The 22,951-nt window shown below is 60.2% G+C and carries 22 protein-coding genes and 1 tRNA gene; 18 read left to right on the top strand and 5 right to left on the bottom strand.

The window, feature by feature from the left end:
• The 3 genes from GEOBRER4_RS17915 to GEOBRER4_RS17905 all read left to right on the top strand — a co-directional run bounded on the left by GEOBRER4_RS17915 (position 1) and on the right by GEOBRER4_RS17905 (position 2,435).
• Positions 1-555, top strand: a complete 555-nt coding sequence (locus GEOBRER4_RS17915; RefSeq protein WP_185243405.1) for a hypothetical protein — start codon at positions 1-3, stop codon at positions 553-555.
• A complete protein-coding gene (gene hslO, locus GEOBRER4_RS17910; protein ID WP_185243404.1) occupies positions 552-1,439 on the top strand; it encodes an Hsp33 family molecular chaperone HslO in 888 nt (295 codons plus the stop codon). Before GEOBRER4_RS17915 ends, hslO begins: the two co-directional genes overlap by 4 nt.
• Positions 1,440-1,754: 315 nt before the next feature.
• Positions 1,755-2,435 (top strand): cyclase family protein, encoded by a 681-nt coding sequence (locus GEOBRER4_RS17905; protein ID WP_185243403.1) that lies wholly within the window; start codon positions 1,755-1,757, stop codon positions 2,433-2,435.
• Positions 2,436-2,442: 7 nt separating this feature from the next.
• Here the strand turns inward: GEOBRER4_RS17905 and GEOBRER4_RS17900 are convergent, their stop codons facing one another.
• The 3 genes from GEOBRER4_RS17900 to GEOBRER4_RS17890 form a co-directional block, all read right to left on the bottom strand.
• Positions 2,443-2,889 carry a hypothetical protein gene (locus tag GEOBRER4_RS17900; protein ID WP_185243402.1) on the bottom strand — a complete coding sequence of 149 codons (447 nt, stop codon included), beginning with the start codon at positions 2,887-2,889 and terminating at the stop codon, positions 2,443-2,445.
• 185 nt (positions 2,890-3,074) lie between these two features.
• Complete coding sequence (locus GEOBRER4_RS17895; protein ID WP_185243401.1) at positions 3,075-3,968, bottom strand: RluA family pseudouridine synthase; 894 nt, start codon at positions 3,966-3,968, stop codon at positions 3,075-3,077.
• The gene (locus tag GEOBRER4_RS17890; RefSeq protein ID WP_185243400.1) at positions 3,965-4,486 is read right to left on the bottom strand and encodes an NUDIX hydrolase; all 522 of its coding nucleotides are present in this window, start codon (positions 4,484-4,486) and stop codon (positions 3,965-3,967) included. Before GEOBRER4_RS17890 ends, GEOBRER4_RS17895 begins: the two co-directional genes overlap by 4 nt.
• Positions 4,487-4,705: 219 nt before the next feature.
• Here GEOBRER4_RS17890 and GEOBRER4_RS17885 point away from each other — a divergent pair, with 219 nt between their 5' ends.
• On the top strand, positions 4,706-5,158 hold the full coding sequence (locus tag GEOBRER4_RS17885) for an FKBP-type peptidyl-prolyl cis-trans isomerase (RefSeq protein ID WP_085814882.1): 453 nt from the start codon (positions 4,706-4,708) through the stop codon (positions 5,156-5,158).
• 88 nt (positions 5,159-5,246) lie between these two features.
• On the opposite strand, the gene GEOBRER4_RS17880 is transcribed toward GEOBRER4_RS17885, so the two are convergent.
• Entirely contained in the window at positions 5,247-5,723 is a 477-nt protein-coding gene (locus tag GEOBRER4_RS17880; RefSeq protein WP_085814883.1) for a ferritin family protein, read from the bottom strand.
• Between the two features lie 150 nt (positions 5,724-5,873).
• Here GEOBRER4_RS17880 and GEOBRER4_RS17875 point away from each other — a divergent pair, with 150 nt between their 5' ends.
• The 5 genes from GEOBRER4_RS17875 to GEOBRER4_RS17855 all read left to right on the top strand — a co-directional run bounded on the left by GEOBRER4_RS17875 (position 5,874) and on the right by GEOBRER4_RS17855 (position 8,582).
• Positions 5,874-6,761: a complex I NDUFA9 subunit family protein gene (locus GEOBRER4_RS17875; RefSeq protein ID WP_185243399.1), complete on the top strand. Its 888-nt coding sequence runs from the start codon at positions 5,874-5,876 to the stop codon at positions 6,759-6,761.
• A gap of 170 nt (positions 6,762-6,931) precedes the next feature.
• Entirely contained in the window at positions 6,932-7,351 is a 420-nt protein-coding gene (gene nikR, locus GEOBRER4_RS17870; RefSeq protein WP_185243398.1) for a nickel-responsive transcriptional regulator NikR, read from the top strand.
• Positions 7,352-7,572: 221 nt separating this feature from the next.
• Positions 7,573-8,073 carry a tRNA adenosine(34) deaminase TadA gene (gene tadA / locus GEOBRER4_RS17865; RefSeq protein ID WP_185243397.1) on the top strand — a complete coding sequence of 167 codons (501 nt, stop codon included), beginning with the start codon at positions 7,573-7,575 and terminating at the stop codon, positions 8,071-8,073.
• Between the two features lie 64 nt (positions 8,074-8,137).
• Positions 8,138-8,398 carry a hypothetical protein gene (locus tag GEOBRER4_RS17860; RefSeq protein WP_185243396.1) on the top strand — a complete coding sequence of 87 codons (261 nt, stop codon included), beginning with the start codon at positions 8,138-8,140 and terminating at the stop codon, positions 8,396-8,398.
• Positions 8,399-8,494: 96 nt separating this feature from the next.
• Positions 8,495-8,582, top strand: a tRNA-Ser gene (locus GEOBRER4_RS17855).
• 573 nt (positions 8,583-9,155) lie between these two features.
• Here the strand turns inward: GEOBRER4_RS17855 and GEOBRER4_RS17850 are convergent.
• Complete coding sequence (locus tag GEOBRER4_RS17850; protein ID WP_185243395.1) at positions 9,156-9,587, bottom strand: FKBP-type peptidyl-prolyl cis-trans isomerase; 432 nt, start codon at positions 9,585-9,587, stop codon at positions 9,156-9,158.
• Positions 9,588-10,396: 809 nt separating this feature from the next.
• Here GEOBRER4_RS17850 and GEOBRER4_RS20410 point away from each other — a divergent pair.
• The 9 genes from GEOBRER4_RS20410 to sugE all read left to right on the top strand — a co-directional run bounded on the left by GEOBRER4_RS20410 (position 10,397) and on the right by sugE (position 22,715).
• Positions 10,397-11,041 (top strand): DUF2726 domain-containing protein, encoded by a 645-nt coding sequence (locus GEOBRER4_RS20410; protein WP_404813893.1) that lies wholly within the window; start codon positions 10,397-10,399, stop codon positions 11,039-11,041.
• Entirely contained in the window at positions 11,008-11,220 is a 213-nt protein-coding gene (locus GEOBRER4_RS20405; RefSeq protein WP_404813892.1) for a topoisomerase DNA-binding C4 zinc finger domain-containing protein, read from the top strand. The genes GEOBRER4_RS20410 and GEOBRER4_RS20405 overlap by 34 nt, the downstream gene beginning before the upstream one ends.
• 683 nt (positions 11,221-11,903) lie before the next feature.
• Positions 11,904-12,869 carry a hypothetical protein gene (locus tag GEOBRER4_RS17835; protein WP_185243392.1) on the top strand — a complete coding sequence of 322 codons (966 nt, stop codon included), beginning with the start codon at positions 11,904-11,906 and terminating at the stop codon, positions 12,867-12,869.
• A gap of 26 nt (positions 12,870-12,895) precedes the next feature.
• On the top strand, positions 12,896-13,588 hold the full coding sequence (locus GEOBRER4_RS17830) for a DUF3313 domain-containing protein (protein ID WP_185243391.1): 693 nt from the start codon (positions 12,896-12,898) through the stop codon (positions 13,586-13,588).
• Positions 13,589-13,646: 58 nt separating this feature from the next.
• Complete coding sequence (locus GEOBRER4_RS17825) at positions 13,647-14,828, top strand: efflux RND transporter periplasmic adaptor subunit (protein ID WP_185243390.1); 1,182 nt, start codon at positions 13,647-13,649, stop codon at positions 14,826-14,828.
• Positions 14,829-14,840: 12 nt separating this feature from the next.
• The gene (locus GEOBRER4_RS17820; RefSeq protein WP_185243389.1) at positions 14,841-18,065 is read left to right on the top strand and encodes an efflux RND transporter permease subunit; all 3,225 of its coding nucleotides are present in this window, start codon (positions 14,841-14,843) and stop codon (positions 18,063-18,065) included.
• Position 18,066: 1 nt separating this feature from the next.
• Positions 18,067-19,512 carry an efflux transporter outer membrane subunit gene (locus tag GEOBRER4_RS17815; protein WP_185243388.1) on the top strand — a complete coding sequence of 482 codons (1,446 nt, stop codon included), beginning with the start codon at positions 18,067-18,069 and terminating at the stop codon, positions 19,510-19,512.
• A 35-nt stretch (positions 19,513-19,547) separates the two neighbouring features.
• The gene (locus GEOBRER4_RS17810; protein ID WP_185243387.1) at positions 19,548-22,052 is read left to right on the top strand and encodes a glycogen/starch/alpha-glucan phosphorylase; all 2,505 of its coding nucleotides are present in this window, start codon (positions 19,548-19,550) and stop codon (positions 22,050-22,052) included.
• A gap of 342 nt (positions 22,053-22,394) precedes the next feature.
• Complete coding sequence (sugE, locus tag GEOBRER4_RS17805) at positions 22,395-22,715, top strand: quaternary ammonium compound efflux SMR transporter SugE (protein ID WP_085814908.1); 321 nt, start codon at positions 22,395-22,397, stop codon at positions 22,713-22,715.
• Positions 22,716-22,951 lie beyond the last annotated feature (236 nt).

Raw genomic sequence — 22,951 nt, 5'->3', positions numbered from 1 at the left:
ATGGGGATCTTCGACAAGATCAAGGAGCGGATCAACGACAGGCTTAACGATCCCGCCTTCATGGAGCTGGTCCAGGAGCAAAGTCTCAAGGACCTCCTGGTACGGCGGGAGTTCCGCATCACCCAGGCGTACCTGCAGCGCGAGTTCCTGAACAAGCTGATCGACGACGAGATCCAGGAGTTCAGCATCGCCCTCTTCGACGGCTATGGCGAGATCGCCGGGAAGATGAAGAAGCGGCTGCTCCCCTCCATCGCTTTTTCCGCCACCTTCTCCATCCAGGGGATGGAATTCAGCAGCGCCAGGAAGTGCGCCTTTCTGAAGCTGGATCACGTCGCCCCGGTAGACTTCGACTGGCTCACCAGGAAGGTGGTGGAACGTATCCCTTTCCTCTCCGCCACGGGGGATCTCATCATCTGCGACCTCGCGCGGGTGCCGCGGCTGGCGGAACTCTTCGCGCAGCGGGTGAAGGGGATCAGCATCTGGGATTACATAACCCTCAAGGAGCTCTGGCTCAGGAAGGGTGAAATAGTAGGAAGGGTGGGGGTAGTACTATGACCGATTATCTAGTTCGTGCGATAGCCAAATCCGGGAGCGTAAGGGCCCTTGCCTGTGTCACTGCCGCTACCGTCGGCGAGATATGCAAACGTCACGACACCCTCCCCACCGCCACGGCGGCTCTGGGAAGAGGGATAACCGCTGGCGCGCTCATGGGCGCCATGTTGAAGACCGGTCAGCGGGTAGCGATGCGCTTCGAAGGGAACGGCCCCCTCAAGAAGATCGTCATCGAGGCAGACAGCGACGGCAGCGTGCGCGGCTATGTCGGGGACCCGAAGGTCCACCTGCTGCGGGCGGACGGGTCGCTGGACGTGAACAACGCGCTAGGTCGTGCCGGATTTCTCACCGTCGCCAAGGACCTGGGGCTCAAAGAGCCTTACCGCGGCACCGTGCAGCTCTACACCAGCGGCATCGCCGAGGACCTGGCCCTCTATCTGGTGGAAAGCGAGCAGATACCTTCCGCCGTAGGGATCGCCGAGTTCATCGAACAGGATGGGACCGTCGCCGCAGCCGGAGGTTTCCTGATCCAGGCCGTGCCGCCGGTCGATCCCCTGGTGGTCGAAGAGCTTATGACGCGGATCGAACAACTGCCGCCTTTGAGCGAGCTGCTGCACAAGGGGGGGACGCCGGAACAGATCCTGGAGCAGCTTCTTTCCGGGATACCCTACGACGTGCTGGAGAAGAGGAGCATAGGGTTTGCCTGCAGTTGCAGCCGCGAACGTATCGAGCGCGTCCTTCTCTCCATGGGAAACAAAGAGCTGACCTCCATGAAGAAAGAGCAGCACGGAACCGAAGTGACCTGCGAGTTCTGTGGCGAGCGTTACCGTTTCGACGAGTCCGACCTCGACCGGATCTTAAACGAAATAGAAAAGCAGGAAGTGTAGCTCAAGTTATAGTCTATCCCTTGAGGGAGGCCAGAACTTTCCAAGTAACAAGGGGATGGTCGCTGTCACAAAGGCATGCGGTCACCCCCCTTTTTTTTCGGATTGTTCTGGCTGCCTGGATTTCCGTTGTCAATTGTCCATTGTCAATCGTCAATTGGTGTTATGTGAAAGTATGCCTGCACACAGTAGCGGCTTTATCGCGAATGTGCTTGCAGGCCGTAGCAGCATCATCGCGAAGGCCTGTTATAATTTGCGGGTTGCATAATCAGCTAGTCTTTCCATTGTCAATCGTCAATTGGTCAGACGGAGGTGCCGATGCGAATCCACGACATTACTGTTTCCCTCTCCAGCGATCTCCCCATCTACCCAGGCGACCCCGGCATCAACATCGAACCCTTCAGCCGCATCTCCCAAGGCGATTCCGCCAACGTCTCCCGCATCAGCATGGGAAGCCACAGCGGCACCCACATGGACGCCCCTTTTCATTTTGACGACGCCGGGACCACGGTCGACGAGATCGCGCTGGAAACCGTGATCGGTAAGGCGCTGGTGCTGGAGATCCTGGGGGCCAAGGAAATCGGGCGCCAGGAACTGGAGAAATTCCGGATCGAAGGGGAAGAGCGGCTGCTGCTGAAGACCGACAACTCGAAGCTCTGGCAGCAAAAAGAGTTTTCCGAAGGGTACGCAGCCCTCAGCAAGGAAGGCGCGCAGTACCTGCGCGATGCAGGGGTAAGGCTCGTGGGGATAGACTATCTCTCCATCGAGGGGTTCCACGGCAAGGGGGACGTGCACCGCACGCTGCTGGAAGACGGCATCCTTGTGATCGAGGGGTTGAACCTGGAAGGGATCAAGGCGGGGCACTACCAGCTCATCTGTCTGCCGCTGAAGCTGAAAGGCGGGGACGGAGCGCCCGTTCGGGCGCTCCTTGTTGGCGGTTCCGACTCCGCTGCCGAGCCGGAGTTTGATCCTCACACCAGCAAATGGCCGCTGGCGTGAAGCTTGGTTAAAGCGGCTGGTACTTGTTGCCCTTGTTGCAGCAGGGCTTCTGTGCAGGCTGTTCCGCCGGCTGCTTCAGCTTCGCGCACTTGTCGCATCCAGCCGGGGGGACTGCCGCTGCATCCTTCATCTTGGGGCAGTTGGCGCAACCCGGTGCCGCTTTCAAATCGGCGCCGTTCGCCTTCGGGCAATTCGGGCAATCCGGCGTCTTCGGGCAGTCCGCCGCCTTAGCGCAGTTGGCGCATTTGGGGCACGGCGCAGCGGCTTCCCCGTCAGCAGCGTTCGTTTTCGCGCACTTCGCGCAACCCGGCTGGACTTGGGCCGGAGCTTTCTCGGCTTTCACGCATTTGCTGCACCCAGGCTGAGTCGCGGTCTTCTCGCTGGCCCAGACCCCGAACGCGCCGGCAATGATCAAAACCGCCGGCACCAATAACAAGAGCAATTTCTTCTTCATTCACTACCTCCGCTATAGTTGATCTTCCTTCAAATGTGAACCAATCCTGCTCTCCTCCCAGATCCCTTCAGATGCAGCCTCCCTGAAGAGGGAGTCAATGGGGGCGAAGTCCTGCAGGAGCACTCACGTTCCCCCCTTTGCGAAGGGGGGACAGGGGGGATTTGCCTTGCAAGCGGATTTCTCCCCTACGGTTCCGCGCTCTCTTTCCAGATCCCTTCCCTTGCCGCCGCTTCGAACTCTGCGTCAATTGGGGCGAACGCCTCGATCACCTTCCCTCGCGCATTGGTGAAGCGCATGCCGCGGCAGTGCAGCATCATCCTTGCTGCAGGGATGCCGCCGTAGGCCTCGTCACCGATGATGGGGAATCCGGAGTGGGCCAGGTGCACGCGGATCTGGTGCGTGCGCCCGGTCAAGGGCTTCGCCTCGACCGCGGCCACCCCCGCCCCCTCGCCGACTACCCGGAAAACCGTCTTGGCAGGCTTCCCGTTCAAGGCGACACCGTACTTGAACTTGCTCACCTTCCCAAGCGGCGCGTCCACCTTCCAGTTCTGCTGGTCCGGAGAACCGGAAACGAGCGCCCAGTAGGTCTTCTGCACCTTCCCGTCCTTGAGCAGGTTGGAGATCAGGGTCGCGGCCTGCTTGTGCTTGGGGAAAAACATCACCCCGCTGGTGCCGCGGTCCAGCCTGTGCACCACGCGCGAGGGATCCCTGAGCCCGATGCTCTTCATGTAGCATTCCACCGCGTACTCCACCGTCCCCTTCAGCTGGTACGGCGTGCGCTGGCTGTTGAAGCCTGCCGCCTTGTAGACTGCGAGGAAATCCTTGTCCTCGTAGAGAAGCTCTTCCTTTTTATAGACAAGCTCGATGCAGCGCTCAGCCTCCATGATGCCGAGGGCGATTTCTTCCCCCTCTTTCACGGTGCGCGAGGCTACCCGCACCAGCGTCTGGGAGAGGTAACATCCCCCCCAGTCGATGATGCGCCGGATCTCACCCTTCGAATACTGCGGAAAAAGTGATTTCGCCGCATCGTCCAGCCGTGTCCCTGCCAGTTCTGCATCAACCCTTGCTGTCAGTATCATCCAATATGCCTTTGCGCACGCAGCAGCGCCGCTATCGTCTTCCCGTCAGTGATGCTCCCGTCGGCCGCCATTTCCAGCGCCTTTGCGAGAGGTATCCTGATGCTGGAGATATCCTCGTAATCTTCAGGCTCCGCCTCCCCCTCTGCGAGTCCTGTGGCGAGATAGAGGTGGACCACCTCGTCGAACACCCCAGGCGAGGGATGCAGGATACCGAGCGGGGTGAACTTGTCGGCCCTCAAACCGGTCTCCTCGATCAATTCGCGCGTCGCGCAAGCCGCCGGGTCCTCCCCCTTGGAGAGGCGGCCGGCGGGGATCTCCATCAGGAAGTCGTTTATCGCCGGGCGCAGTTGCCTGATCAGCGTCACGGAGCCGTCGGCGTGCAGCGGCAACACCGCCGCCCCGCCCGGATGGCGCACCACCTGGTAGGTATACCACCCCTGCTCCCCGATCAAGACGTCCATCTGTTCGATGCCCACAACCAAGCCGTTGAAGAGCACTGACCTGTTTTTTGTCTCCATAGTACCCCCCGAAGTTAAATACCATTTCCCCTGCAGGAAGTGAAGGAATTTGAGCTGCAGGGGAGGTGATGCTTAACGTTCTCTAATCGTTAAAAAACGGCCCGTTTTCGCCGTGAAGGGACAGATCCGCGGGTTTATCCGCAAATTTAGTGTGGATAATTGCCCTTCGGTCTGTTATCGTTCATGACTTGTTGTCCAAAATAATCAAGAGGTGGCGTTATGGCACAGGCTAAAGAAGGGGACCGCGTAAAGGTCCATTATACAGGGAGGCTCGATGACGGCTCCATTTTCGATTCCTCCGAATGCGCTGAGGACGATTGCGGCTGCGGGCATGGCCCGATCGAGTTCACTATCGGACAGGGGGAAGTCATTCCTGGATTCGAGGCTGGGGTAAAAGGTCTCTCCGTCGGCGAAAGCAAGACCGTACACATCCCGGTTGCGGATGCCTACGGCGAGAGGATCGAGGAGATGGTTGCGGTGGTTCCCCGCGGCGATCTTCCCCCCGACATGAAGCCTGAGGTCGGGCAGCAGCTCGAGGTGACCCAGGAGGACGGCCAGGTGTTCAGCGTGCTGGTGGTCGAAGTGACCGACGAAACCATCTCCATCGACGCCAACCACCCGCTGGCAGGCCAGCCCCTGAACTTCGAGCTGAAGCTGGTGGAAATCCTCTAGCGGCAGGCGGTTCACGTTAGACACAAAAAACCCCTCCCCGGCAACGAGGAGGGGTTTTTTCATCCCTCAAGTAAGCAGCTTAGTACTTTTAGTTCTCAGCCATGAAGTGGCGCTCGTACAGGTCCTCAAGCTCCTGCAGGTGGCGCGACTCGTCAGCCAGCATCTTCTTGAAGAGCGCCGACATGGGAGCCCCTTCGCACCCCTTGGACATCCTCTGGTAGAAGTCGATCGACCCTTTCTCCAGGTGGATGGCGTAGGCCAGCGCCTCGCGCGCGTCGGATTCGGGGCGGAGTTCGCGCTTGGCAAGCACGTAATCGAGGTTCATGGTCGGCACCGGCTGGTGCAGACTCTCTCCCCCTTTCATCTCGCCGTCTATCAATGTCTTTTCCAGCTGATGTTTGTGCTCAAGTTCGTCCAGCGCTGCTTCCTTGAAGATCTCGCGGGCTGCCTTGTCCTTCACTATGCGAAGCGCGGACAGGTAAGCCCTGAACCCCTCGTCTTCCATTTTGGTGGCCATATCTATAGCGGCTTCAAATGTGTAACAAACATCGCCCTGTTCAGCCATGGATCGTCTCCTCTAGCGTGTGATTTGAAAGGTTTTTAACACAAGACGCACTTGAGCACAAGTATTTGTATACGATAAGCCGCTCAATGGAGTTTTGGACAACTTTTTGATACACTTGGGGCTGCGGAAAAGGCTTCAAAGGGAGGGGCTATGAGAGTATTTCTGGCCGGCGGAACCGGCTTTGTGGGGGGGCACGTGAGACAGGCCCTGCTTCAACGCGGCCACAGCATACGGCTTTTGGTGCACCGCAAAGGGGCGGGCGAAAAGGTCGCCGGCATAGAGGAGATCGAGGGTGACGCAACCGTTGCCGAGAGCCTGGTCGACGCCGTCAAGGGATGCGACGCCACCATCAACCTGATCGGCATCATCCGCGAATTCCCCGGGCGCGGCATCACCTTTCAGCGGCTTCACGTCGAAGCCACCCGCAACATCCTCCAGGCTGCGGAGAAAAACGGCGTCAAGCGCCACCTCCAGATGTCCGCCCTCGGCACCCGCGCCAACAGCGAAGCACGATATTTCCAAAGCAAGTTCGAGGCGGAAGAGGCGGTGCGCGCCTCCGGCCTCGACTACACCATCTTCCGTCCCTCCATCATCTTCGGTCCGAAAGACGACTTCATCAACCAGCTGGCCGGACTCCTCAGGGTCTTGCCGGCCATGCCGGTCATAGGCGACGGCGAATACCAGCTGCAGCCCATAGCCGGGGACGACGTGGCGCGCTGCTTCGCCGAGGCCCTGGAGAAGCCGGAGACCATAGGCGAGACCTTCGAGCTCTGCGGCACCGACCGGTTGAGCTACAACGAGCTCCTCGACACCATAGGGCGGGTTATGGGAAAGAGCCGTGTGCTTAAAATCAAGAATCCGCTGGCGCTGATGCGCATGGTGGTGCCGCTTTTCGAGGGCTTTCCCTTCTTCCCCGTCACCTCCGACCAGATCACCATGCTGGTTCAAGGTAACATCTGTGACGGCGGCTGGCGCAGGGTGTTCACCTTCCAACCGACCCGCCTCGAACCTGGCATCCGCAGCTACCTCAAGCCCTAGTATAAAACCCCAAATCGTTCACCACAGAGGACACAGAGGGTCACAGAGGAAAAACAAAACCTCCGTGTCCTCCGTGTACCTCCGAGACCTCTGTGTTCCGCCTTACGGTTTTTGACTCCGGAAGCTGTTTCACGTATAGTGGGGCACCTTTTGGGGAAGGAGAGGTATGTATGGGTGAGACAGTAAGGTTTGGCATCTCCATGGACGACCAGTTGCTGGAGAGCTTCGACAGGCTCATCGAGCAGAAAGGTTACGCCAACCGCTCCGAGGCGATCCGCGACCTGATCCGAGCGGCTCAGGTGGAGCTCGACTGGGAGGAAGGGGAAAAGGAAGGGGTCGGCACCGTGACCCTCGTCTACAACCACCACGTCCGCGATCTTTCCGACAAGCTGACCGAGCACCAGCACGCGTATCACGACCAGATCATATCCGCGCTGCACGTCCATCTCGACGCCCACAACTGTCTCGAAGTGCTGGTGGTGCGTGGCAAGGCGCGAGACGTGCGCAGGATTGCCGACGAGCTGATAGGTGTCAAGGGAGTGAAGCATGGCAAGCTGGTCATGACCACCACCGGAGAAGGGCTGCACTGACGAGCAAGAATCTCCGCCAACAATGGCACTTTCCCAAGGCGCGGCTATCGCGCCCCCTGCGAACGGTGCAATTACGTTCCCCCCTTTGCGACAGCTCTGCGCGCCGTAGCGCTTCGGTCCGCGAAGGCGGGAGGGGGGCAGGGGGGATTTGACTCTGAGATCTGCCGCTAACCTCGCAGAAGTCCAGCTAGAATTGAGCTACTATGCAGCAAAGGAACAAGATGCAAAAAGACGATCATTACTGGATGGGAAAGGCAATAGCGCAGGCGAGAAGGGCCGAGGCGATAGGCGAGGTCCCGATAGGCGCCGTGGTGGTAAAGGACGGCGTCGTGATCTCACGCGGGCACAACCTTCGGGAGAGCAAGCAGGACCCGGCGGCGCACGCCGAGATGATCGCCATCCGCAAGGCTGCAAAGAAGCTTTCCAGTTGGCGCCTCACCGGTGCGACCTTATACGTGACCCTGGAGCCCTGCACCATGTGCATGGGAGCTGTCATCCTTTCCCGCCTGGACCGGGTCGTTTTCGGGAGCTACGACCCCAAAGGAGGCGCCGCCGGCTCTCTCTACGACCTTTCCGACGACAAGAGGCTGAACCATAGCGTCGTTCTCACCCCCGGCGTGCGGGGGGAGGAAACCTCATCCATGCTGTCCCGCTTTTTTGCCGAACTTAGGGCCAAAAAAAAGAACGTAAAAACCCCCTCGCCCAACCTCGAAAAGCCTTAAATATTCTTTTGTCCCTGCCGAATAGGAAAGACGGAAGAATTTTTTAGCTTGAAGAAGGGCGCCTATGCAGACAGACGAAATAACCCCTATTGCCGTCATGGCAACACATCACGAAATCACGAGACTTGCAGCCTATACCGAAGAGTTGCTGCAAGCGACCATAGCAACGGAAGAATCTGCCCGGCACAAGCTGTCAGCGGTCTTGCGTGTTTACAGCGAACTGGGAATCATTTGGCGCATATTGTCAGAGATAGACACGCGCGGAGTCATGACCAAGACCCAGCGTCAGTTTCTGCAGGATTTTTACGCAGGGCTCACCTATTGATAGAGAGCCAGGAGGCGGAAAACCAGGGCTTGAATTTCAAATCAAAATAAGGTATATCTTTTCGACGCTCTGCAAAGAGCGGGAAGCGGAATATTCGGAGAGATGTCCGAGTGGTCGATGGTGCCTGACTCGAAATCAGGTGTACCGAAAGGTACCTAGGGTTCGAATCCCTATCTCTCCGCCATTAAAAAACAAAGGGTTATGGCTTTTAGCTGTAACCCTTTTGTTATGCTTAATCCGTCCGTGCAACCTCTTATACAACCTTTAAGCACGAAATGAAATGAAAGAAAAAAAAGGACCTGTGCCCAACACAGACCCTCTCCATATCACGACCCTACCGGCTGCAAACCGAATTTCCTACTCATAGCCTTCTGTGCTTTGCCATCGCCCATAAGGTCCGCCACCCATACATCAATCATGGTTTTGTCGTTCTCCTGGCGGCTGCTCGCCGTCCCCGCCTTGTGTGAAGCATATAGTTATAGGTACGATATAGGTACGGCGGGACCATAGACCACTTCTGCAGCAAAGTTACATAAGCCTGAAAGGTCTGTTTTTTGTTTCAGCTTTAACATTATTGCATCGCCTCAGGTAGGATATGGGGATGATCTGACCGCTATTACTTGGCGACCTTCATGGCGTAAAGTGCAAGGTGAGTGGCCCTTCAGAAAAAATTTAAGGGGGGAAATGGACTAAGTTCTGCAACCGCACTTTATTCTCCTCGATTGCAGTTCTTTCCCTACTCACCACCTTCTCACTCCTATTCTATACTTAGAAGTTCAACCTCAAATATGAGGGTGGCATTCGGCGGTATTGCCTGTCCAGCGCCACGACTTCCGTAGGCTAACTCAGGTGGACAGAAAAGCTTGGCTTTGCCTCCGACCTTCATCATCAGGACCCCCTCGGTCCAACAGGGAATAACATTCGAGAGGGGAAATTTTGTGATCATTTTACTTTTGTATGAACTGTCAAATTCCCTGCCATTGGGCAGGGTGCCACGATAGTCGACTCCTACGATGCTCGATGCCTTAGGCGAGGGGCCGCTCCCTTCCTTTATGGGCTGATACACCATTCCGGATGCTGTCTTTATTGCCCCCTTTTCTCTTGCTGCGTCAGCAATGGTGTCATTAGCCGTAGCCAAGCCGGGAATAGCAATGGCCATCGCAATAACTATGCTCGTCACTCTTTTCATCTTTCCTCCTGCTCTTAAGTCAGAATCTTGCTACGTCAAGCATGCGATGCTATCACCAGACTCCGTTTCCATCAATAATTATGTCTTGCAACCCCACACTCAAATCTAGCCGACCTGAAATGGTTGGGCTTCCCAATCTGCTTGAAACAACTGCTGCAGAAGCGCCCAAAGAAGCATGAGTCCTTCGTTGCAAAGGATCATGAACTGGATGGGATAATCTGTACAGAGCCTCACCTCATCCGTTGCTATACCCCTGAGCAGAATTCGTCCTAGGACGGCGCCTATTACCTTTACGGGGCCCTGGTTGGGGACTGGCGGCGCACGGTCAGTACAGATGAGAAGTTAATCTAGCCCGCAGCACGCTGCACGTATGTGATCAACGCATGTCGCCCACTCGTCGACAGCCGCGCCCTGCCATGTATGAACACCACGACCACGTCTGGCTCGTACCGCACGGCCCAATTGGAGCGAGGGGCGCGCGGAATTCTGGCGCCTGTTGAGTCCAAAATTCCTGTTTGCTTTTCTCGCTGACAGGCAGATAATTACTCTTACCTGCTATGAAGATAATCGGACCGAAAGGATGCCAACCACATCTATCGAATGCGAAAACCTTCAGAAACAGGTAAAGGCTCCCGCTCCACCAGCCATCGGTCCTAAAAAAACCAACGGCTGAGCGTAGACACTGCTAGCATTAAAAACGCTGCTCTGCCGCCGGGAGTCACCGAAACTGCTTTGGTCAGAGACCGCACTTAGACTTGCTAAAAACAAGTCCAAGTACAGCGGCAACCTCCCAAAGCAGTTTCTTTTTTGTGCCCTCCATCAATTATGCCGACGTCTTAACACTAGAACCTACCCCTTATGAAACCTTGGTGGCTTATTTCCCACCCGCATCCAACCTCTTACATCATCTGCTCCACCTTGTTTTACGCCCCAAAGGACCGCACCTGAGCGCGGCCCTAAGCGTAAAAAAGGGCCTGTGTTCAATACAGACCCTTGAATCGCCAGCAGAACGGTCATTTCTCGGGGCGCTCGATCAGACTCTGGACAACAAATACAGGATTTTCGGGAAGGTCCGCCTCGGGGATCTTGTCAAACCTGCGAAGGGATTATCCAACAGTAAGCGAGTTGGTGTGCGGAACAAAGTGAACCAGAAGCATGTGGACTTTGTTGTCTGCACTGCAACGGATCTTGCGGTAGTCGGTGTGATAGAACTCGATGACCAGTCGCATGAACGGGAAGATCGTACGGAAAGGGATGCCCTGGTTGATCATGCGTTGAGCTGTGCTGGCATTCCGATTGCTCGATTCTCAGTGAAAAAAGGGTATCAGATTCAAGAGCTCAGGATCAAGTTGGCCGAGGCTTTTAAACTCACCATGCACGTACCCGCACCCACGCTAGCCAACTCTCAGGAGCCGAGTCCATCAAGACAAACGAACAGGGCCCGACACCGATAGCCGCGCAGCCAGAAGCAGAGACGTCACCGAAATGCGGAAGATGTGGTGCGAGCATGGTACGGCGACAGGCCAAGAATGGCCCCCATGCCGGGAAGCTCTTCTGGGCCTGCTCGACGTTTCCGAAGTGCCGTCAGGTCATTGAAATGGGAAGCCCGGGGGGGGGTGTTATAAGTTCATAACAATCAACAGGAGAAACTTATACTCTTTATACGCGTCCCCTGCCCCCCCACTACCAAAGTAGTGCAATATGTCGTCGTAGTCCTCCTCAACTCGCTCCGACTTTTACCACTGAAAGCGAAGGCCCCACTATCAGCTAAGCATCGCGCTTCTTTCCGCCCGGTCATGACTGGGGGCAACGCCGGCAACTCCTTCCGCAAGTTGAGATTCTTTCCGCGCATGATAACATTTCGCGTGGACGCACGTGACACACCGTGCCCGACCTCACTCATGCCCAGTGCAGGTATTGTCACAACTCCAGCAGCTATGACTTCCCGGACGTAAGCAGATACTCCACCAGGAGAACCTGAACACTGCAGCATATGATCCCTTGCCCTATGTGAATCTATTGGCGCTTCTCCCGGCAGCGGCATGAACCTCGATAGAAATCCTGCAGGGCAGGGAGGCCAGCTTTGCCGAATTATGGCCAGTGGAAAGTGCAGCCGGCCGTTGTCCACCCTCTCCAGGCGAAGAGCACCCATAGGGCGTTCCCGCACCCCTCTACCCGCATACCCGCCACAGACTTCCGGCTTCTTCCCCGATCCTGCCGCAGCGTGCTGCCCCCTTTCCTCCGTGTCTCCCTTGCTGCGCTCCGCTTGCTCCTGACGGCGTCAAGCGGGAGGCCGCGCACAGGGCTGGGTGTACCATGCTGAGCCTGCTGCAGTCCATTTTCGGGAACCACCGCGAGGGTGCCTATCCCGAATCCCTGGTGAAGGCCGCCATCGAGAGGACGGTGGACTGCACCGACCCCTGGTTGCGTGCAGTTTCAGGGTACAGGAAGAAGCTCCGCCCCTCCGTGATCCGCTCCATCGATTTCGTGGTGTCGCTGGTGAACCGGTTGCCGCCGTCACTGCCGCTCTCCCTGGCCGGATACACGGACGACAAGGTGATGAAGAAGTTTTTCATCTCGCAGGACGACCTGCGCAAGGTACTTGTCACCGACCGCGCGCTGGCCGATTTCCTCGGCGGCGAGGGGAAGGAGTGCCGGAGCGTTTACGCCCTGCTCGGCATGGAGAAGCAGGAGCGGGTGGGGTTCGGCGTCGCGCTCTCGGGCGACATCGTGATCCGCGACGTCCCCCAGGTGACGGTCAGCTTCGACATCCATCGCTTTCTTGACCCTACCTGCGACGAGCGGGAAAACCGGCGCCAGCTCATGCGGCGTGCCTTCGATCACCTGCTCAGCCTCGCCCTGAAACGCCTGGCCGGGCTTAAGTCGGAGCGCAGAGACCTGGAGCGGTGGCGCGCACTGCTGCAGGCGAAGCTCGCCCTGTTAGAGAAGGTGGGGGTCGGCTTCGGTGACGCTACCGACGACATCACCACTTTCGAGGAGAAGCTGGGGCGGATCGAGGCACAGTTGAAAGAACTGGGGGGAGAGGACCGGGTGCTCGATGTGTACCTGGATGTGGTTGTCGACCTGCTTGGGCATCCGGAGCAGTACCTGGTGGGGCAGCAGGAAACCGTTTTGGTGGACAGCATGGGAATCAAGCACGAGGAGCCGGCCGAGGATGTCGTTGAGCTGCCGCTTTTGGTAGCAAGCAACGCCGAGGGGCGCCACCTTGTGGTCTTGCCGGTCATGCTCCAGGTGGCGGAACTCCGGGGGTTGAAAAAGTAGCGCATACCACTTGAGGAGGCCGAAAAATGAGAATCAAACTTTTGACCAGCATACTGCCGGCAATAGCGGCACTCATCCTGGGCGGTTGCGGCGCCAGCAAGCAGGCGCGCGAGGTCGAGGTCAAGAACACCATGCTGTTCAAGCCGGAGATCCTGCAAAGGGGGAGCTCGGGGCAGGCCCTGTACCGTTACGTCAACCCAGGATTCGACATCAGGAGGTACTCCGCGGTCCTGGTAGAGCCGGTGTTGATTGCGAAGGACGGGGAACTCAGCGTCCAGGAGAAGGAGAACTACCAAAAACTGGCCGACAACGCCTACCTCTACCTGACCGAAGCGCTGCAAAAGGAGATCCGGGTGGTCAAGAGGCCTGAAAAGGACACCATGGTCCTGCAGATGGCGATCCGCGACATCGACACGTCGAGCCGGGTGCGGAGCATCACCTCCACCATTTTGCCCATCGGGCTCGCGATAAACGCGGCGAAATACGCAGCCACCGGCAAGCCTAGCGCCGTCGGGGAGATAACTGCCGAATTCAGACTGACCGATGCGGAGAACGGCGAGCTGCTGATTGCAGCACTGGACCGGCGCGTCGGCGGCGCATCGTTGCAGGGGGCTTGGGACACCTGGCACGGCGCGGACGAGGCGATGAAGTTCTGGGCCAGGCGGGCCGCGTACCTCCTGTGCCAGAACCGCGGGGGGACCGGGTGCGTAGCGCCGTGAAAGGCCGGCCCTGACCAAAGACCGGCAAGCTTGGGGACGGCTTGAGGGAGGGTGAGCGATGAGGCAGGTCAAGGCGGCAATTCCGGGGGTTTTAGTGGCAACGCTTTTGTGCGGCGTTTCCCTTGCCTTTTCCGGCTGTGGCAAGAAGGAGAAGCTCGAGCCTGCCACGTCAACCCCGACAGTCTCGGTCATCGTGGTGCAGCCACAAGACGGACCGGTCGTCCTCGAGAAGATAGCGCAGACGCAGAGCTCGCAGATGGTGAACATACAGGCGCGGGTGAACGGGTTCCTGGACCGGTGCCTCTACACCGAGGGGGCCATTGTCGACAAGGGGAAGGTCCTCTTCCAGATCGATCCCAAGCCGTTCCAGGTCCAGGTCGCCCAGGCTCGTGCCGCCCTCTCCCGGCAGGAGGCCGGCCTGAAGGCGGCGCGCCTGAACCTGGAGCGGACCAAGCCGCTGGCCCAGGTGAACGCGCTCTCCAAGAAGGACCTGGACGACGCCACCAGCAGGTTCCAGTCTGAAGCCGCGGCGGTCGAGCAGGCCAAGGCGCAGCTGGACTCCGCGCTCCTCAACCTCTCCTACGCCACCATCACCTCCCCGATTCGGGGCATCACGAGCGCGGCGCAGCAGGCTGAGGGAACCTACATCAGCTCCCAGAACAGCCTGCTCACCACGGTCTCGGCCCTTTCCCCCATCTGGGTCAACTTCAGCATGTCCGAGAACGAGATGCTGAAGTACCGCCAGGAGATCGCCAGCGGCAGGCTGAGGGTACCCTCCGGGGAGAAGTTCCTGGTCGAGGTGGTGCTCCCCGACGGGACGCCGCTGCCGCAGACAGGCCGGATCACCTTCGCCGCCCCCTCCTATAATCCGCAGACCGGGACCTTCCTGATCAGGGCGAGCCTCGACAACCGCAACGGCCACCTCCTCCCGAACCAGTTCGTCCGGGTCAGGCTCAAGGGGGCGCTGCGCCCGCAGGCGATCCTGCTGCCGCAGCGCGCGGTGCAGCAGGGGGCGCAGGGGCACTTCGTCTGGGTGGTGGGCAGGGACGACACCGTCGAGCAGCGCCCGGTTACTGTCGGGGAGTGGCGGGGGAACGAGTGGTACATCTCGGAGGGTATCAAGGGGGGAGAGCGGGTCGTGGTGGATGGCACCCTCGCGCTCAGCGCAGGGAGCAAGGTGCAGTTGCAGCGGTACTCGTCGGGGCGCCCGAACGCCGGGCCCGGGGCCCGCGGCAGGTAAAGGAGACATAACATGTTCTCCAGGTTCTTCATAGAGCGCCCCGTTTTTGCCGCGGTGGTCTCCATCATCATCTGCATCGCGGGGGTGGTGGCGCTCTTCGCCATGCCGGTCGAGCAGTACCCGCCCATCACGCCGGTCCAGGTCACGGTGCAGGCGACATACCCCGGCGCCGACTCGAGGACGCTGGCCGATTCCGTTGCGGCCCCGCTGGAGGCCCAGATCAACGGCATCGACAACATGCTCTACATGTCCTCGACCAGCTCCTCCAGCGGCATGCTCACCATCACCGTCTACTTCGGGCTCAACACCGACCCCGACGTGGCCCAGGTGCAGGTCCAGAACCGGGTGAACCTCGCCGTCCCCCAGCTCCCGGTCGCCGTGACCCAGCAGGGGGTGTCGGTCCAGAAGAAGACCTCCTCCATCATGATGCTGATCTGCATCACCTCCAGGGAGAGCCGCTACTCCAGCGAGTACATCGCCAACTACGCCAACGTCTACGTGCTCGACGCGCTCAAGAGGGTACCTGGGGCGGGGCAGGCGTCGATCATGGGGGTCGCCGACCAGGCGATGCGCATCTGGATGGACCCGGAGCGGATGGCATCGCTGGGCATCACCACCAGCGACATACAGCAGGCGGTTTCCACCCAGAACTCCCAGTTCGGGGCGGGGCAGATCGGCCAGCAGCCGAACGCCGGCGCAGTCCAGATGACCTTTCCGGTGGTGACCCAGCGCCCCTTCACCAGGGCCGAGGAGTACGACAACATCATCCTGCGCGCCAGCCAGGACGGGAGCGCCATCGTCAGGCTCAAGGACGTGGCGCGCGCCGAGGTCGGCCTCAGGCAGTACGTGATGGACAGCAAGCTGAACGGAAGGCCCGCCACCCTGATCGCTATCTACCAGCAGCCGGGGGCGAACGGGCTCAAGGTGTCCCGCGAGATCCGGAACACGCTGGAGGAGATGAAGAAGCGCTTCCCCAGCGGCATCGACTACGTCGTCTCTCTCGACACCACCGAGTTCGTCCGGCTCTCCATCAAGGAGGTACAGGACACCCTGATCGAGGCAATCGTGCTGGTGGTGCTGGTGGTGTTCCTATTCCTGCAGAACTTCCGCGCCACCATCATCTGCGCCATCGCCATCTTCGTCGCCCTCATCGGTTCCTTCCCGGTGATGCTCTCGCTGGGCTTCTCCATCAACCTCCTCACCCTGTTCGGCCTGGTACTCGCCATTGGAATTGTGGTCGACGACGCCATCGTCGTGGTCGAGAACGTGGAACGGAACATGTCCCAGTGCCACCTCTCTCCCAGGGAGGCGACCATCAAGGCGATGGGGGAAGTCACGAGCCCTGTCATCGCCACGGTGCTGGTCATGGGGGCCGTCTTCGTCTCCGCCGCCTTCCTCCCGGGGACCACAGGTCAGCTCTACAAGCAGTTCGCCATCACCATCGCCATATCGGTGGCCATCTCCGGCTTCGTGGCGCTCACCCTCACGCCGGCCCTGAGCAGCCTTTTGCTGCGCCACTCGCCCCCCCCGACCAGGGGGCCCTTCGCCTGGTTCAACCGCCAGTTCGACCGTTTCACCCGGGCCTTCGGCAGGGGGGTGGTCCTGGTCATCAGGCGGATGGCCGTAGCGCTCCTTCTTCTGGTGGTTCTCGTCTACGGGATCGTGCACCTGTTCCGGGCTATCCCCACGAGTTTCGTTCCCAACGAGGACCAGGGGTACGTCATGTCGGCCATCTTCCTTCCCGATGCAGCGAGCCTGGAGCGGACCATGGAGGTCGCCGACCGCGTGGACCGCATCTTCGCCGGGACCCCGGGGGTCGAGAACAGGACCCAGATCTCCGGCTACAGCCTTCTGGACGGGAGCTACAGCACCAACAACGGCACCTTCTTCGTGACGCTGAAACCTTTCGAGGAGCGTTACCAGTCGGTGAAAAAGGCGCTGGCCGAGAACGCGCGCGCGGTGCTGGTGAACGTCTACAAGGAGGCGAAGAAGATCACCACGGCGACCGTCTACCCGGTCGCCCCCCCGGCTGTCCCCGGCATCGGCGTATCGGGGGGCTTCGAGTTCTGGATCCAGGACAAGGAGTCGAGGGAACCGGCGCAACTCGAGCAGGTGACCCGCACCTTCCTGGAAAAGGCGCGCCAGCGCAAGGAACTCTCCGGCCTCAACACCACCTTCAAGGCGACGGCGCAGCAGCTCCGGGTCGAGGTGGACAGGGACAAGGCGAACCTCCTGGAGGTCCCGGTGCAGGACGTCTACAATGCCATCCAGGCGCAGTTCGGCTCACTGACGGCAAGCCAGTTCAACGAGTTCAGCCGGGTCTGGTGGGTGATACTGCAGTCCTCGCCGGAATTCCGCCAGAACCCGGGTGACATCGCCAGGCTCTACACCCGCTCCCGCAATGGCGAGATGGTCCCGCTCTCCGCGGTGATCACCACCAGCTGGGTCACCGGTCCCAACATCCTGCCGCATTTCAACGGCTTCCCGGCAGCCAAGGTGAACGGCAACGCGGCCGAAGGGTTCAGCTCGGGGCAGGCGTTGCAGGCGATGGAGGAGGTGGCAGGCGAGGTGCTGCCGGCGGGGTACTCCTTTGCCTGGTCGGGGCTCGCCTACGAAGAGAAGAGCGCGGGGGGGACCTCGGGGCTCGCCTTCGCCTTCGGCCTCGTCTTCGTGTTCCTGATCCTGGCCGCGCAGTACGAATCCTGGACCCTGCCGGGTTCCATCATGACGGCGGTCCCCTTCGGAGTGCTGGGGGCGCTTCTTTTCAACTGGATGCGCGGCCTGCAAAACGACGTCTACTTCCAGATCGGCCTGTTGGTCCTGGTGGGGCTGGGGGCCAAGAACGCCCTGCTCAGGGTGACCTTCGCGGTCGAGCTGCGCAAACAGGGGAGGTCCCTTCTGGACGCCACCATCGAGGCCGGCGAGCTGCGGCTGCGCCCCATCGTGATGACCTCGCTCGCCTTCATCTGCGGCGTCTTCCCGCTCGCCGTCGCCATGGGGGCGGGTGCCAACGCGCGGCACTCCATCGGCACCGGGATCATCGGCGGGATGATAGGGGAGGCGACCCTCGCCATGCTCTACGTGCCGCTCTTTTTCTACATCTTCGGAAGCTGGAGCGAAAGGAGGAAGAGGGGTAAGCTCCCATCGGGGGAAAAACCCGGCAGCGCCGGTCAGGCACCCCCTTCAGGGGAACCTGGCGAAGAGGGGAAACCCGGGGCCGGCAAGGAGGTGATCTGACATGCGCCACCTGATCTGTCTGGTCACCCTCTGCTGCCTCTCAGGCTGCATGGTCGGCCCCGACTATGTCCGTCCCGATGCGGATGCCCCGGCGAAGTGGCGTTACGCCGCGCCGGAGGGGAAGGAAGCTGCCGCTTTTGCAGGCTCAGGCTGGTGGGAGTCGTTGGGCGACCCGGTGCTGAACGACCTGGTGTCCAGCGCCCTCAGGGAGAACAAGGACCTGCGGCTGGCCGCCGTTCTAGTCGAAGAATTCGCCGCCAAGTACGGCATCGCCAGGGCCGACCTCTTTCCCCAGGCCGGCGCGGGGGCACAATACGCGCGCCAAAAGAACACAGAGCGGGGAGGGAACGCGCTTCCGGCCGGTTATAAGAGTACGCTGGACTCCTTTTCTGCTACCGTCAGCGCCAGCTGGGAACTCGACCTCTGGGGGAGGATCAGGCGCGGTACCGAGGCCGCCCGGGCACAGTACCTCGCCAGTGAGGAGGGGCGGCAGGCCGTGGTCCTCTCGCTGGTCTCCTCGGTGGTGGCCTCCTACGTGAACCTGCGCAACCTCGACCGCCAGTTTGAGATCGGCAGGGAGACCGCCGAATCGAGGCGAAAGACCCTGGAGGTGTTCGATCAGAGGTACCGGGGCGGGGTCATCTCCGAGATAGAGCTGACGCAGACGAAGCTCCTCTACGAGGACTCGCTGGCGGCCCTGCCGCAGTTCGAGAAGGCGGTGGCACAGCAGGAAAACGCGCTCAACCTGCTCCTTGGGCGCAACCCCGGCCCGGTGCCGCGCAGCCGCAGCATCGATCAACTGGGCCCTCCTGAGGTGCCGGCAGGGCTCCCATCGGAACTGCTGGCCCGCCGCCCAGACATCCGGCAGGCCGAGCAGGAACTGGTCGCCGCCAACGCCCAGATCGGCATCGCCCGGGCCGCCTATTTCCCTGCCATCACCCTCACCGGGATGTTCGGGGGGGCGAGCGCGCAGCTCTCAGATCTTTTCACCGGCCCCGCACGGGTCTGGAGCTACTCCGTGCCGGTGAGCGTGCCGGTTTTTACCGCCGGGAAGATCTCCGGGAGCGTGAAGGTGGCAGAAGCGCAGCGAGAGCAGGCCCTGGTCAACTACCGGCAGGTGATCCAGAACGCCTTCAAGGAGGTTGAGGATGCGCTGGTTGACAGGGCCACCAGCGGGGAGCAGCTCGCGGTCAGGAAGAGGGAGCTCGGCGACCTGGAGAAGTACCTCTTTCTTGCCAACATGAGGTACGAGAACGGCTACTCCAGCTACCTCGAGGTGCTGGACGCCGAGCGGAACCTGTTCAGCGGGCAGCTGGCCTACGTGCAGAGCCAGGCGGCGCTTTTGCAGGCGGCCATAAACCTCTACAAGGTGATGGGGGGCGACTGGGTGGAGGATGCTGCCGGCAGGACCGGCAAGGGGGCGGAGCTCCCCCGAACAGCCAGGTAGAGCGGCATGCGCATACCCGCGGAGAGGATCAGGAAATGACCGCTAATAACACCGTTAAGACAGCAGCTTCTTCCCATACGCAAGGGCACGATCCGCGCCGCGGCGTCGGCACCGCGGCCATGAACCGGGCCATCCTCGACCACCTCCACTTCACCATGGCCCGCCTCCCGGCTCTCGCCTCCAGAAACGACTGGTACATGGCCCTCTCCCACGCCGTCCGCGACAGGATGCTCGATGACTGGCTTGCCTCGCTGCATCACTTCAGGAACAAGGAACTGAAGGTGGTCAGCTACCTCTCCGCGGAATTTCTGCTCGGCCCCCACCTTGGGAACAACCTGATCAACACTGGCATGTGGGATGCGGCACGCGACGCGGTGGAGTCGCTGGGACTCAGGCTGGAGGACCTGCTTCGCCAGGAGGAGGAGCCGGGGCTCGGCAACGGCGGCCTCGGCAGGCTGGCGGCCTGCTACCTCGACTCCCTGGCGACCCTGCGCATCCCTTCCATCGGCTACGGGATCCGCTACGAGTTCGGCATCTTCGACCAGCTGATCCGCGACGGGTGGCAGGTGGAGACTGCCGACAAGTGGCTCAAGTTCGGCAACCCCTGGGAGATCTGCCGCTCGGAGATAGCCTACGAGGTGAAGATGGGGGGACACACCGAATACCACCACGACGCCGACGGGCGGCTGGCAATCGTCTGGTTGCCGGTGAAGGTCATCAAGGGGGTGGCCTACGACACCCCAATCGCCGGATACCGCTCGAGGATCACGGGGCTTTTGCGCCTCTGGAAGTCCGAGGCCGTCGAGTCGTTCAACTTCCAGGCCTTCAACGCGGGGGAGTACTACCACGCTGTGGATGAGAAGGTCGTCTCCGAGAGCATCACCAAGGTCCTCTACCCCAACGACGAACCGGGGGTAGGCAAGCTGCTGCGCCTTGCCCAGCAGTACTTCTTCGTCTCCTGCTCACTGCAGGACATGATCCGCGTCCACCTGTTACGCTCGCCACGCCTGGAGGAGTTCGACCAGACCTTCGCCGTGCAGATGAACGACACGCACCCGTCCCTGGCGGTAGCTGAGTTGATGCGCCTGCTGGTCGACGAACACGGCCTGGGCTGGGATGCTGCCTGGAAGGTGACCCGGTCCACCCTGGCCTACACCAACCATACGCTCCTCCCCGAGGCGCTGGAGAAGTGGCCGCTGCAGCTCTTCGCCAACCTGCTGCCTCGGCACCTGGAGATCGTCTACGAGATCAACCGCCGCTTCCTGGACGAGGTTTCCCGGGCGTACCCCGGCGACCAGGCACGGCTGGCCCGCATGTCGCTCATCGAGGAGACGGGGGGTAAATTCGTCAGGATGGCGAACCTGGCATCGGTGGGGAGCCACGCCATCAATGGGGTCGCACATCTGCACACTGAACTCCTCAAGGAGACCGTGCTCGCAGATTTCTACCAGATGACCCCGGAGAAGTTCTGCAACGTCACCAACGGCGTGACCCCAAGAAGGTGGGTGCTGCTAAGCAACCCGGGTCTCGCCTGGCTCATCAGCGAGTCCATAGGTGAGGAGTGGGTCACCGCCCCGGAAAAACTCCGCGAACTGGAGTGTTTCGCCTCCGACCCTTCCTTCCTCTCAGCCTGGCGCGGTGTGAAGGATGCCAACAAGCGGGCGCTCGCCGCGGCGATCCTGGAGCGGACCGGAGTGGCGGTAGATCCGGAGAGCCTTTTCGACATACAGGTGAAACGGATCCACGAGTACAAGCGCCAGCACCTGAACCTGCTCCACATCCTCACCCTCTACCACAGGATCAAGCGGGACCCCGGCGCGCAGATCCCCCCCCGCACCTTCATCTTCGGCGGGAAGGCCGCTCCCGGCTATTTCATGGCCAAGCTGATTATCAAGCTGATCAATTCGGTGGCGGAGGTGGTGAACGCCGACCCCGAGGTTGCCGGTCGCCTGAAGGTGGTTTTCTTCCCGGACTTCAACGTCACCAATGGCCAACTCATCTACCCCGCGGCCGATCTCTCCGAGCAGATCTCCACCTCCGGCAAGGAGGCCTCCGGCACCGGCAACATGAAGTTTTCGCTGAACGGCGCCCTCACCATCGGCACCCTGGACGGAGCGAACGTCGAGATTCGGGAGGAGGTAGGCGAGGAAAACTTCTTCCTCTTCGGCCTCAACGCCACCGAGGTCCAGGCCCTCAAGAAATCCGGGTATCACCCCGGGCGCTTTTACGAGGAAGACTGGGAACTGCGGGAAGCCATCGATGCCGTCCGGTCTGGGCTCTTTTCCCATGGGGACGCAGGGCTGTTCCAGCCGCTCGTCGATCACCTGCTCTACGACGACGAGTACCTGGCCCTGGCCGACTATCGGTCCTACCTCGAGTGCCAGGAGCGCGTCAGCACCGCTTTCCGGCAGAGGGAACTCTGGAGCGTCAAGTCCGTCCTCAACGTGGCTCGCATGGGGAAATTCTCCTCGGACCGTTCCATACGCGAGTACTGTGAAAAGATCTGGAAGGTGCCGATCAGACCACCTTTCCCTCATTGACGCTCATCTTATCTACCAGGAGGAAAACCGTGACCGTCCCCACAGGGGAATAATGTGCGACAAACATCTTGCCCCCCAAAGGTTTTCGTCGGCAAGAACAGTTTAATCCCGGAAACTTGCGGCCCCCATCATTGGCCTTGCGGTCCCTGGTCCCGCTGTCAGGTTCTGTAGCTTCCAACGACGACATAGGCCGCCTGCCCCTACCGCCCCATCCTAGCCAGCCAGTATGCACTTATGGTAAAAACAACCAGCTGACAGAGTGAAATTAGGTTCCTGGGAAGTGAGGACGACCTCACTACTTTCTTGCAACTGGGGACGGCCCCAACAAAAGTGAGGCTTTCTATGAATTGGATCGTTCTTGTTGTCGCGGGTTTGTTCGAGATCGGATGGGCGGTGGGGCTGAAATACACCGAGGGCTTCACCCGTCCCTGGCCGACGGTGGGCACCGTGCTTTCCATGTTGATCAGCCTTGGACTCCTCGGCATCGCGATGAAGCACCTCCCGGTAGGCACCGCCTACGCGGTCTGGGTTGGCGTAGGCGCAGTTGGAACAGCAGCGCTCGGGATTCTCCTGCTGGGCGAACCCGCAAATCCTTTGAGGCTGGTCAGTCTAGGCCTTATCGTCGCAGGCATCATCGGCCTGAAGCTTGCCACCCCAGCCTGAACCTCTCCGCCATATCAGAAGGGGCCGGTCACATGACCGGCCCCTTCGCCCACTCCCTCCAGCACAAAACGTATCCTTCGGCTTCAAGCTTAGTCCCGCGCCTGTGCGAGCTTAGCTCAGTAAGCCGGCGTCGTGAGAACATAAAAAAATCAACACTGTATGAAGTCTGACGATGATGTCAAACAGGAAATTGTCCTTTGGAGGTGCTAGCCCGTTGTTGAGTTGTTTTCTGGTAT

Source organism: Citrifermentans bremense (assembly GCF_014218275.1).
Classification (GTDB): domain Bacteria; phylum Desulfobacterota; class Desulfuromonadia; order Geobacterales; family Geobacteraceae; genus Geomonas; species Geomonas pelophila.
Note: the sequence above shows the minus strand (reverse complement) of the source record. Positions and strands in the feature narration are given on the sequence as shown.